The sequence below is a fragment of the cyanobacterium endosymbiont of Epithemia turgida isolate EtSB Lake Yunoko genome, assembly GCF_000829235.1.
Lineage (GTDB): Bacteria > Cyanobacteriota > Cyanobacteriia > Cyanobacteriales > Microcystaceae > Rippkaea.
This window is the reverse complement of sequence record NZ_AP012549.1, coordinates 1,958,541-1,970,866: the sequence shown is the minus strand read 5'-3', so window position 1 is coordinate 1,970,866 and position 12,326 is coordinate 1,958,541. Positions and strand designations below refer to the sequence as shown.

The 12,326-nt window shown below is 37.2% G+C and carries 11 protein-coding genes; 6 read left to right on the top strand and 5 right to left on the bottom strand.

Translation table 11 applies throughout. From position 1 onward, the window contains the following. The first annotated feature begins 364 nt into the window (after positions 1-364). The 3 genes from ETSB_RS09990 (at position 365) to ETSB_RS10655 (ending at position 1,654) form a co-directional block, all read left to right on the top strand. On the top strand, positions 365-520 hold the full coding sequence (locus ETSB_RS09990; RefSeq protein ID WP_171816422.1) for a hypothetical protein: 156 nt from the start codon (positions 365-367) through the stop codon (positions 518-520). A gap of 505 nt (positions 521-1,025) precedes the next feature. Then, positions 1,026-1,226 carry a hypothetical protein gene (locus ETSB_RS10660; protein WP_332403802.1) on the top strand — a complete coding sequence of 67 codons (201 nt, stop codon included), beginning with the start codon at positions 1,026-1,028 and terminating at the stop codon, positions 1,224-1,226. Positions 1,227-1,477: 251 nt separating this feature from the next. Continuing rightward, complete coding sequence (locus ETSB_RS10655; RefSeq protein WP_332403801.1) at positions 1,478-1,654, top strand: circadian clock KaiB family protein; 177 nt, start codon at positions 1,478-1,480, stop codon at positions 1,652-1,654. Positions 1,655-1,782: 128 nt separating this feature from the next. Here the strand turns inward: ETSB_RS10655 and aroF are convergent, their stop codons facing one another. The 5 genes from aroF to ETSB_RS06035 all read right to left on the bottom strand — a co-directional run bounded on the left by aroF (position 1,783) and on the right by ETSB_RS06035 (position 6,110). Further along, positions 1,783-2,844, bottom strand: a complete 1,062-nt coding sequence (gene aroF, locus ETSB_RS06055; RefSeq protein WP_044106915.1) for a 3-deoxy-7-phosphoheptulonate synthase — start codon at positions 2,842-2,844, stop codon at positions 1,783-1,785. A gap of 728 nt (positions 2,845-3,572) precedes the next feature. Next, the gene (gene rpsO, locus ETSB_RS06050; protein ID WP_044106914.1) at positions 3,573-3,842 is read right to left on the bottom strand and encodes a 30S ribosomal protein S15; all 270 of its coding nucleotides are present in this window, start codon (positions 3,840-3,842) and stop codon (positions 3,573-3,575) included. A gap of 120 nt (positions 3,843-3,962) precedes the next feature. After that, positions 3,963-4,742 carry a uroporphyrinogen-III C-methyltransferase gene (gene cobA / locus ETSB_RS06045; protein ID WP_044106913.1) on the bottom strand — a complete coding sequence of 260 codons (780 nt, stop codon included), beginning with the start codon at positions 4,740-4,742 and terminating at the stop codon, positions 3,963-3,965. A 41-nt stretch (positions 4,743-4,783) separates the two neighbouring features. After that, entirely contained in the window at positions 4,784-5,644 is an 861-nt protein-coding gene (locus tag ETSB_RS06040) for a sirohydrochlorin chelatase (RefSeq protein ID WP_232509872.1), read from the bottom strand. A 61-nt stretch (positions 5,645-5,705) separates the two neighbouring features. After that, complete coding sequence (locus ETSB_RS06035) at positions 5,706-6,110, bottom strand: NIL domain-containing protein (protein WP_044106911.1); 405 nt, start codon at positions 6,108-6,110, stop codon at positions 5,706-5,708. Between the two features lie 225 nt (positions 6,111-6,335). On the opposite strand from ETSB_RS06035, the gene ETSB_RS06030 reads away from it, so the two are divergent. The 3 genes from ETSB_RS06030 to ETSB_RS10920 all read left to right on the top strand — a co-directional run bounded on the left by ETSB_RS06030 (position 6,336) and on the right by ETSB_RS10920 (position 11,993). Further along, positions 6,336-6,929, top strand: coding sequence for a thioredoxin family protein (locus tag ETSB_RS06030; protein WP_044106910.1), 594 nt, complete (start codon positions 6,336-6,338; stop codon positions 6,927-6,929). A 1,352-nt stretch (positions 6,930-8,281) separates the two neighbouring features. Continuing rightward, the gene (locus ETSB_RS06025) at positions 8,282-10,372 is read left to right on the top strand and encodes an FAD-dependent oxidoreductase (RefSeq protein ID WP_044107656.1); all 2,091 of its coding nucleotides are present in this window, start codon (positions 8,282-8,284) and stop codon (positions 10,370-10,372) included. A 1,450-nt stretch (positions 10,373-11,822) separates the two neighbouring features. Beyond that, complete coding sequence (locus ETSB_RS10920; protein ID WP_408643893.1) at positions 11,823-11,993, top strand: hypothetical protein; 171 nt, start codon at positions 11,823-11,825, stop codon at positions 11,991-11,993. Positions 11,994-12,326: the final 333 nt, after the last annotated feature.

The window sequence follows — 12,326 nt, the reverse complement described above, 5'->3', positions numbered from 1 at the left end:
AATAGTTTAAATATTGACTAGCTTATAATAGTTTCCAATATAAAAATCATATTTTTATTTCCCATAATTAAGAACTAATGGCAAAAAATAAAATAGGATGAATATAAATTAGCAATGGTAGTTATAAAAGTCGTTAAATTACGCTTAGAACGAAATTGTTTAGAAGCGGAGATATTTCTTGATAAGAATTATCAAACCAAGAAAGCTAATTAACTATAAACTAAATATGAAAGTATAAATCTTATTCAACTAGGTTAAAACTTGTGTCAGATTTACACCAACTAATTTAGATTTAAAATAGACTAAAATACAGAGTTAAATTGATTATTAAGTTGGTTCTTGCAGCTGGATTTAGTATTATGAGATGATGGGAATCATCTATAACAACACTGCAGTGAAAACTCTAGGATTGATTCTTCTATATACAGCCGAAGAACACAAAACTATAGGGGTGGCGATGGCTGAGTCTTTAGCAGCTATTTTTCCCAAAAATCATGTCGAACAATCGAGAGGAAACTAGCTGTTCACCATGATATTTTGCTCAATACGGAAACCATTAAAGACTACCTTATTCAAGGTAAATATGACAAATTCGCGGAATTAATTAATGAAAAACGGATGATATAACAACATGACTAGTGGCATACTCACCAGGAATTAGTTTTTGTTGAATTTCTATAAAAAAAGGCGAATCACTGAAGATATAGCCTTAGAGGATACCTCCATTCCTAATGAAATAGTCATAATGTTACGAGTTAAAATGTTGAGCAATACTTACTCAACAAAGTGAGGATAAAAAATTATTTATTTGTATAAAATAGGGTTAATAATCTACTAATATCTTCATCCTTATTTTTTTATCAAAACTTAATAATTTTGAACCGGAAACTTCTAAATCTATGATGACTTCTGTGGTTCCAATTTAATTTTTTAAAGGCATTGCTCTTTTCACCCCCGGAGGAGATCTAGTTTATTGTTGTGATCGCACAAAGTGAGTTAAATGGCACTCTCATTTATGTGTAGCTTTGCAGGAATTATTACACTTACCTGAACTTCCTCATTTTTTAATTCCTGATTATACAGCTACCATCAATTGTCGGTTTTCTAAGACAGACGGCAAGGTTAAAACCCTTGCTGAACTTTATCTACCCCTATTGAATTCCGTATTTGGGATTACTGACTTAACTAACTTGGCAGACAGTAACCTGGCAAGAGGAAGCTTGTAACCCAATTACCTTAGAAACCTATCAAGACGAATTTCCTCAACTGTGGGACAATCATGATTTTATTGTGTCTTGGGACTGTTATCGCACCCAAGAGTCCCAGCATCAGTTAGGTTTTTCTGTATCAGATAAAACAGATTCTATAAAAATTTATTAAGGATATATAAGGATATATTTCACGTCTTTTTATAGTGGGAAATAGCGCCACGACAAAACAAACCTTATAAATTATTCATAGGTTGATTGAAAAGGAATTGGAACATCCCTACACTCTTAAAGTTATTGATATTTCTAAACACCCAGACGAAGCCGAAGCTCATAATATCACAGCCAGACTAACTTTTATTCGTTTTTGTTCTAAACCAGTAAGGTGCATCATGGGAGAGTTAGAAGATCCCCCTAGAATATTACAACTTGTTTCAAGCATTTAATACTTAACTATTTTTAGATAAGCTACTCTACTGTATAGGTGAATTTTTGAGTAGCGGCTAACTACCATCAGCCACTACTTTACCTTCATAGCAATGGATAACTAATCTGTGAGTTATTTGAGTTAGAGTTATTGGGCAAAAACAGCTTTAGGTTGACTCCAACGACCCACTGTATTGCCCATTACGGATAACTCCTGCATCAAGCGGTCAAATCTTTCTGGGGTTAAAGATTGAGGACCATCAGATAAAGCTTTAGCCGGGTTGGGATGAACTTCAATCATCAAAGAGTCTGTCCCTGCGGCGATCGCCGCAGCAGCCATAGACGGCACATAATCTGATTTGCCAGTTCCATGACTCGGATCAATCATTATCGGCAAATGGGTTAAAGACCGTAACACTGGAATAGCTGAAAAATCTAAAGTATTACGGGTATATTTTTGATCAAAAGTACGAATTCCTCGTTCACAGAGAATAAGATTACTATTTCCTGCTGCTAGTACATACTCAGCTGCCATTAACCAATCATCGATAGTAGCTGCCATTCCCCGCTTCAATAACACAGGTTTATTCTGAGAGCCCACTTTTTTCAGGAGAGCAAAGTTCTGCATATTTCTAGCTCCAATTTGCACAACATCAGCAACTTCGGCTACCTTATCCACATCGGCGGTATCCATGACTTCGGTAATGATTCCGAGTCCACTAGCTTCTCGCGCGGCTGCCAATAATCCTAAAGCACTTTCTCCATGACCTTGAAAGGCATAAGGAGAAGTACGAGGTTTATAAGCTCCTCCTCGCAAAAACTTCGCTCCTGCGGCCTTAACTTGCATGGCAGTTCCGATAATCATTTCTTCATTTTCCACAGAACAAGGACCGGCAACCACCACTACGGGATGATTTTTGCCAAAGGTTACTACTTCATTAGGAGTATTAACTAACACTTCACTATGATGTCCATGGCGAAATTCGAGACTCGCCCGTTTGAAAGGTTTACCGACTCGTAACACCTCTTGAATCCAAAGACTTAATTCTTCAATGCGAGAAAGTTCAAGAGTAGCTGTTTCTCCCACCAAGCCAATGACAACTTGTTGAGCACCTGTAATTTTTTCGGGGGTCAGGTTGATCTGTTTAACTTCTTCAATAATCCGTTCGATTTCAGCTTCTGGAGAACCTGATTTCATAACAATAATCATGGTTTTATTCCTTTGAGTATCAATAAATATTTCCTTTTTGGTGCTTTAATCAATGTTAGTTTAGTCAATTTATCGCATCGCATGAAGTACATTTACGCTCTCGTGCTAAAAGCAAAAAGAGCCTAATCACCCAGGTTTTGCCATCGTGGAAAGCTTGTACAAAACCCACCTCATTTGGCATCAATTTAAATACAACTATATTCCACACGCTGAGCATTGATAGTACGGCTAAGATTGGTTGTCAACTTTTGCCATCTCCACTAACTACCTACTCTCTATTGTTTATTCCAAAATGTCGATAAAGATGCCGTAGCTTAATCCCAAGACCATTAAACCAAAGAAACCTAAACTCACTGCACCAACGACCGAGGTGGAAATACAAAGCTAATTGTAGCTGACAAGCCAAGAAAAAATTAAAAATGAGGAAATTCTTAAAGCTGTAAGAATATCATACAAAAAGTCGTTCATCACATTCCCCGTCAACTGAAAATTATCAAGAATTGCCTTTAAATTGGCATTTTTGGGATTTTGACAAAGTTGAGAGAGGGCGAGATTCAAAGGGTAGAGAATTCTGGAAATATTTAGAAGCTATAGGTCTTTCGCAACTTAAGAAAGTCGTTTAATGAGAAGTTTTATGAAGCATGTCTTTAAAACAGTTTAAGGACATGCTTATTGTCCTTTAGTCTTCTAGAAGATGCTTGATAAGTCAGTCATAAAGAGAGCTTAATCTAGCGACGGATTCCTAAGCTTTTAATTAGAGCTTGATAACGGTTTGGATCTTTGCTGTTGATATAGGCAAGCAACCGTCTACGACGACCAATCATTTTTAGAAGTCCTCGACGAGAAGCATGATCTTTAGGATTTTTTTGTAGATGTCCGGTCAATTGACTAATTCGCTTCGTTAGTAAAGCAACTTGCAAATCAGGAGAACCTGTATCGGTCTCATGGACCTGGTAGGAGCTCATCAGCTCCTGTTTTTCACTAGCTGTTAAACTCATCGCACAGAAATTTTTATTAATGTTGTGGTTGCAGTTCATTATAATACCATTTATTTTCTGAATTCCGTAAATATTCACCCACTAAGATCGGGGAAAAGACTTAGATATCCTCAACGATTACTATAAACAACTAGGACGGGAATGGGATAAAATTGAGTGAAGATTAACAATTTGACCAATGAGAGCGATTGCTGGAGCTCCGATTTGTGTTTTTTGAATCTGCTCGACAATGGTTCCTAATGTCCCAATTAATTCTGTTTGTTCGGGTTGAGTTCCCCAACGAATCAAAGCAATTGGGGTGTCAGAACTCAAACCTCCTGCTTGTAATCGCTCCACGATTTGGGACAAATTGTGTATGCCCATATAAATTACGATTGTGTCTGAACCTTGGGCAATAGCGGACCAATTCACTTGAGGACGATATTTTCCCACCGCTTCATGTCCAGTAACAAAGGTGACTGAAGAACTATAATCCCGGTGAGTCACAGGAATTCCCCCATAGGCTGGTGCAGCAACCCCTGCGGTGATTCCGGGAACTACCTCAACAGGAACCCCACCTTGAATTAAATCTTCCATTTCTTCCCCTCCCCGACCAAAAATGAAAGGATCACCCCCTTTTAGTCTCACCACAACTGCATGGGTATAGGCTTTTTCAATTAATAGACGGGTCGTTTCCTGTTGTAATTTTGAATGACGACCCCGCCGTTTTCCTGCATGGATTTTCTCAGCGTGCTCGCTAATCATAGCCAGGATCGGAGGACTAACCAGTGTATCGTAAACAACAACATCAGCTTGTTCAAGGAGGGCTTTTCCTTTAAGGGTTATTAGTCCGGGATCACCAGGACCCGCTCCGACTAAGTACACTTTTCCTAAACAAGGTTGGCGGGGGCTGTTAGTCATTCTTCTAAATTTTTGTGTATTTAAGCAAACTATTCGGGAAATTAACCTATATTTTCCTGTATGATCTCTACAATTAATCTGGCTAATTCAGAGGTAGCTCCCAAAGGACTGCCCATCTTAAGTTTTATCTGAGGTAAAGTTTGTAGTTGTTTAACTTGTTGGGCAATAGCTGTGGTGATTCTCCCTGCAAACAGAAAATAAGGTACGATAGTGATGTTTTTCTTTCCTTGCTCAATTAGGAGCTTAACTTGGCTAGTTAAACTCGGTGAGACAGACCAATAAGCTGGTATTGCTTGTAAATGGTAAGCGATAGCTTCAGTGGGTTGATTACCTCCTTCATAGCGACTTCCATGAGCTATTAGAATTTTCCCAACGGTGGCAGTCTCTTCGAATTGACGGGATAGGAAGAAGATTAACCTACGATGGCTACCAAGATAGGGCATTAGTTCTAAGTGCATAGTTTTCCCTAAATGCTGTTGGGCGATCGCCATTTCTTTAGGTATATCTTCCCTAACATGAACTCCGGGCAGTAAAAACAATGGGATAATCTTAAGATTTTGAATGCCTTGGATTTTAGCCTTTTCTCCCAATTGTTGAATCCTATGACTCAAGGGCACGGAAGTTAGTTCTAAAGGAGCAGTTTCGATAAGCGGTGAGAAGACAGATTGTAGTAGAGCCGTTGATCTTCCCACAGATGTTTCAACTGTCCCATTTTTAGTCGAAAAAGGCAGAGAAATGCTTATTAGTCTTAGACTTAATTGTTGTTTAACTATACAAGCCAGTCGTTTAGCAGCAATCTGAGGACGAGGAGCTCGGCTACCATGAGTAACAAGAAGATAAGCTGAGGTTGTTACGGATTTATATAAACTAAGAAACTTCCCGTAATTATCTTGAATGATCACAGCAGTTAATTTTTTGATTTAAGTCAACAGTTTGTAAATAAATCTTAATTATTTAGCGTAACTAAAAATTTATAGAAATGGCTTGAACTGGACAGGCAGAAAGACATTGTTCACAAACGACACAGCGTGATCGCTTAAAAGTTAAATGAAATGTATGAGGCTCGAGGGTCAAAGCTTGGGTAGGACAGACCCCTGTACACAGTCCGCAGTCTACACAACTGTCTTCATCAATAACAATTTCCCGACTAGCTAAAGAAACTCCGATTTCTTGTGCTCTCACCCATTCGAGCGCTGCTTCGATTGCATCAATATCCCCTAACAGTTCTAAAACCAATTTGCCTACTTGATTAGGAGCAACTTGGGCGCGAATAATGTTAGCCGCAATGTTAAAATCTTTAGCGAGACGATAAGTCACTGGCATCTGAACTGTTCGCCGGGGAAATGTCAGGGTAACTCGTTTTTTCATTATATGTTTGGGTGTTTTTATGGAGTTTTTTGATTTATAATCTCATTTTCTCCACTTAAAGATAAACTTTGTCCAAGTTTTTAGGATATCTGAATTTGTCTTTAATTTTTATTTATTCATGTAATCTCATCATAGCTCGTTATCTTATTCTACGAGAGTAGAATAAGATAACGGACTATGATGAAAAAAAAGAATCATTCATCAGTTAAGTTATCTAAGAAAACTATGTTTGAAATAAATAATGTCGGTCGAGTTAAGAATTTTTCAATTGCTTTTGCTGGGATTGTTCTTAGTACAGCTATTTTTTTGGGGTTTCAAACTCAAACTAATTCTGTGTCTTTAGAAGCGCAAGCTAAGCAGTCTATTCCTCTGACAGTAGCTTATGACAATGGAAAGCCCACACTTACTGAATTCTATGCTAACTGGTGTACCAGTTGTCAAGCTATGGCTCCATATTTAGCAGAAATCAAACACAAATATGCTGATTATGTCAATTTTGTCATGCTTAACGTAGACAATAACAAATGGTTACCTGAAATTTTACGCTATCGGGTCAATGGGATTCCCCATTTTGTTTTTCTTAATGGTAAAGGAGAAGCGATTGCCCAAACCATTGGAGAACAACCATCATCAGTGATGAAAGCTAATTTAGATGCTCTTCTTGCTCACCAAACCTTACCCTATGCTGCCTCTACCGGACAAACATCAATGTTCAATGCTCCTGTTAATTTTCCTTCATCAAGTCAAAGTGATTCCCGTAGTCATGGAGCGCAAGTACATCAAGAAGTTATCAACTTAGAAGTTAACAGTCGAATATGACAGTTATTGTTGAACATAATTATGACAGAGAATTATTATCTTCTGTAGGCAAAGGGAGGACGGACCGCTCAGATATTAATGCCGTGTTTTCTCTTGAGAATTTATTACCACTGATGGTGACTATATACGACCACAATAATAATATTTTGGGGACTTTCAGGTACTGAAGTAATGATAACAGTAATTGACGACCGACCACTATTCAAGATCTTATTGAAATCTAAAGTTATCCTTTCTATTGATGAAGTTAGGGAAAGACAAGTAACATCAGAGACACAAGTGAATAATTAATGAAGGATGGATTTAATCGATAGACTTACAAATATAAAAAGATTGATTTTAAAAATTTTTATAAAGTGATTCAATAAGATATTTATCAGATCTTAAAAAACCTGAGAATAGTATAGCTATTTTTACCAAAAAAAATTACCGAAAGTTAGCTTAAACTGCTATCAGTATCTACTTATATAGAAACAAAATTGGTAATGTGTACTTTATCTTTCCTTGAAAGATAATACTAACTCAGACACAAATATAATTGTATATTATTTAAATTTAGCCAAAGATTCAAGAATATTTTTATTTAATTCTCTATCCCCATCTTTTTATTATAAAAGAAACCAGTAGTCATTAGACAAATAAATAAGTTTAATTAAGCAAAACGATAGATTGAACTCGATTTCGTTTGTTACATACTTAACAATATTGTTGTTTAAGCTTAGGTTTTCAAGAAATTGTTTTAAAATTAATCCTTTACAAAGATATTTTAATAATTCTGTCCCTTCTAGCCTAGCTGTAACAAAATAATGATGAATAAAAGCTAAAAGTTTTGTTTTGCCAGGTTCTGAGGATTTTAAGGACTCAATTTTGGTGAAAATTAAGTCCTTGTGCCTATAGAATAAATTTATGATAAGTTCTTTACATAGTTTTTAACTACCATTTAATAATACTAAGTCTAAAAGGGACATAATTATAATAAAACAATGGATTTTGACCCTAGACTTTGATTCAAATAATCCTAATTACCTTTAAGATAGTTCGTTTTTTTTCTATAAACTTGAGAATCATAATCTCACAGCACTTAAAGCAATAAGCTTTTATCCTAACAAGGAGTTTAATCATTAACTTAAAAAAGAATAAAAGTCAATAAAATTAATATGGAAACTGAAGTTAGTATACAAATTTTTTAATACATATATTAATCCATCTTAGATTTAACCAAAATCTAGAAAAAATATTAAAGATCTCGAGATTTTCTGTTACTTTTTCTAGACTCAAGGGACAGTAATGCATAGAAATTACTGTTATTTCACTCCTTTTCAAACTCCTTAAATAAGTAGCAGCATCTAATGATGGGGAAAAGTAACCGAACGCAATCACTAAGGTCAAGATGTTTTCACCAAAAAAAAGACAGCAAAAATAAAGGACTACAGGGTATTATAGTGTCTTTATCCTTAAGTGTTCTCTGTGGACAATCAGTTTTATCAACTGTACCAGCGATCGCCGCATCACCTCGTGACCCCGATGAAACCATAAGCTGTGATTTACTGATTGTTGGAGGAGGACTCGCCGGGGCAGCTACCGCCTATGAATCCTTATTAGGAGGACGGACAGTTTGTTTGACAGATATTTCCGACTGGGTAGGAGGACAAATATCATCTCAGGGGAACTCTGCCCTCGATGAAGGCAAAAAACAGCGATCATTGCAGCTTTTTCCCAAGGGATATCAACAGCTACGAAACGCGATTACTAGTGGTTATGGAACCCTCAACCCTGGAGACTGTTGGGTAAGTGAAAGCTGTTTTCTCCCCAAGGATGGACATAACATAATTTACCGACAGTTAAAAGAAGCTGAACGCCTAGGAAGAGGACACCTCAGATGGCTCCCGGCAACAGTTGTTAAAGACTTAGAATTGAGTAAAGATGGAAAACAAATTCAACGAGTGATCGCTATTCAACACAAAAATGCGCTCGGAACTCCTCCCCTCAACCATGAACCCCTATCCGCTATAATAGATGATGCTTATAGCTATCAAAATTCCCAACGGTTAACTAAAAAGATTGTTCGCTTCATTCCTAAATCTCAGAATGCATCCCAAAAAGCTAATTGGTTTGTCATCGAAGCCACAGAAACAGGAGAAATTGTTGCCTTAGCAGACGTTCCCTATAGGGTTGGGTTAGATCCTCGTTCCCATCTTAACCCTTCAGCCCCTAACGAGAAAGGTGATCCCTATTGCACACAAGGGTTTACCTATACCTTTGCTATGGAACATACTAAGGAACCCCAACCTCAATATAAACCAAACTTTTATGAGCAGTATGCTCCCTATTACGGTTACGATTCTAATCGAAAACTAGCTTACTTCGATTTAATCTTCACTTATCGACGCATTTGGAGTCCCGAAAAAGGAAACCCCATTCGCGCTGGACAGATGACTGTTAACCGTCCCACTCCAGGAGATATATCTATGCAAAATTGGTTATGGGGTAATGATTATCGCCCTGGGACTCGTTATGATAACTTAGTTTATACTCATAATCAATTACAAGACAGTGGGCAACTACAACCCGGGGAATGGAAAGGGGGGTTACGTCAAGAAACCCTTAGAAAAGGGGAAGAATTAGCCAAAGGTTTTTACTACTGGTTGGTAGCAGGAACTACTGACTCACGCCTCGGATATGGAGTCAAAAAGCCACATCCTAACCATCGATTTTTAAAGGGGTTAGATTCACCTATGGGGACTGTCCATGGGTTGTCTAAATACCCTTATATCCGGGAAGGAAGGCGTATTATTGGGCGACCCTCTGTTGATCACAAAGAGGGGTTTAGCATTAACGAAATTGATATTTCTACAAAAGATTATTGGCAAGATTTTTATCGAACTACTTTACCTCGTCCCATGTATAAAAATGTTCGGGATACAATTGCCAAGCTAGAATCAAAAATAGCAAATATTAGTACTATTCCTTCTTATTTACTCACTCAGCGCACTCATGCCACAGTTTATGACGATTCAGTAGGAATTGTCAACTATATGATTGATTTTCATCCTTGTATGGCGTTTTCTCCCCCCGAAAGACCTAGTAACCGCGAACGTCAAGACGTACGTATTGCTCACGGAGGATCTCATCCTGCTCAAATTCCCCTACGAGCAATGATTCCCCAAAAAATAGATAATTTGATTGTGGCTGGAAAAAGTATTGCTACGAGCCATATTGCGGCAGCAGCTTATCGGGTACATGGGTTTGAATGGTCTGTAGGAGCAGCTGCTGGAAACTTAGCCAATTTGGCTTTAGAACGCAACACTTTACCTTATGAGTTTGTAGACAATTTACCTAATCATGAACCTTTGTTACAGGAATTGCGCCAAATACTTGAAATGAAAGGAAATCCTACTACTTTTCCTCAAACTTTGTTATCTGATGCTCATCAGAATAGATAATTAGCTTTTTAGTCTTTTGGTTGGCATTGCCAACCAAAAGACTAAAATAAAATTTTCAAAAATTCTATCAACTCTTGAGACTTTTGACTATAATGTCGATGTTTTAAATTTAATTGAAGTTTATTGAAAAATAAAGTGACAATATTACTATTACAAACTAAAGTAGTGGTGGACAAGGCAATGCTGTCGTGTTGTTTTTTGTTAGAAAATTTTTATCCTACTGCCAACTTACTGTTGTCGGTACAGGACGATAGAAAATCTAATCATACTCCATCTGAGAGAATAATTGTCAAGAAATAGAGTCATCAGCTCAAAAGAGAATGGATATCTTGTAATTGAAGCGTGATACCTTGAAATAGATACATTAGACTTAATTTCCAGATAACTCGTAGCCTTCTTAGATTTACAATCGAGTCTAAACAATGATTTAATTGTCCTTCTTTAGGTAATTTTTACTTTCTCAAAATAATACAAGTTAGCCTAATCTTGAGCGGAGACATTTACTTGAAGAACGATCACGGATTTGATAATAATTAAATAACCCAAGACAACTAATACAAAAAAGCATTGAAGCCGATATATCCTTAATAGGAGGAGCGTAGTCAATGGGACTATCTTCGTATCGAATTCACACAGTCGTTCTGAATGTTTAGTCCTACTCGTCTCCATTCACCCTATGAACACCGCTCTTGTAACAGGTTAAGCATATTCTATATCTCTTTATGAGCTGGGTGATGTTGTTTTTAACTTAACTATGACGACAGGAGATGATTGTTGTTCTCTTCATGGACCCTTAAGACGTTGCTGGCTCCTGGGGTGACTGGAATGTCACGGGAGAACCTAGTGTAGATTCTGGTTTCTGGTATTTCGGAGGAGTGAGTGCACATTTTGATTATCTGCTTTACCGAGTCTAGCTGCTATTTGGCACTGGGTTTTCTAGGACCTGAATTATTTATTAATATCTAATATATTGGCAAATTCACTGCCTTAAACTTACTCAAGATGTTTAGTGTTCACTTGTTCTTGTCTGGGTTACTTTACTTTGGTTTCGTAGCATTGTACTTAACTAGACCCTAAGGTCTTGGGATGTAGATATTCTACCCTTATAGATTGACTGGCCATGCCCAACGTATCGTCCTGGAATGAGGTCTTGCGAACTTTAACTGTTTTCAACCAAGAAGAACTTAAGTAGTCCTTTCTAGAAGTATTACCGCTATTTTCTTCGCTATCTTCATCATAAAGGGAACTATCCAAAATTGAATTTTTTGGACTTACCCGTCATCAATGAGATAAGCGTTGTTTCTCAATAGGAAATTTATCTTAGTGTCGAATTCAACCTAGCGATTGGAGATAGCCTAAAAAAAGCTAAATCAAAAATATCCAAAAAATAGTGTTTGATAATTAAATTAGGAACAATTTGGCTAAAAAAAGTTTATTTGATGATGGGGCTATGGATAGTGGAGATGAAATTGCTCAAGCTTGGCTCGGACACCCCGCATTCACCGACAAAGAAGGTCGTGAATTAACCGTTTGTCGGATATCTAACTTCTTTGGAATCTTTCCAATTGTTCTTACACAGCGGAAGGAATTGTCTGTGCTGACATTCCCTTCCGCTGTGTAGAATCAATCGAAGCTAAATATTCGACAACTGACTAAATAACTACTTTCTAGAGTGGTGCATTAGAGAGCTTCATCAACTTCACTTAAGTGACATAACTTGTCAGCAAAGCTCTCAGTTCCGATATTTTTTTTAACCATCGGGTTGATTTGCCTTTACCCATACAGTCTTTGTCGGTCCATCCTTCTTTCGTCACATCTGGTATGGTTCTCGTAGATTATTTTCCGAGACGTTGTTTTTGCGGGAATCGATACTGATTTCGTAGAATAAGGAGGATAAGGGTTATTTTATAAAGCGGGTAACCCCAGTATAAGAACTACAAAAGAAAGTACTTAA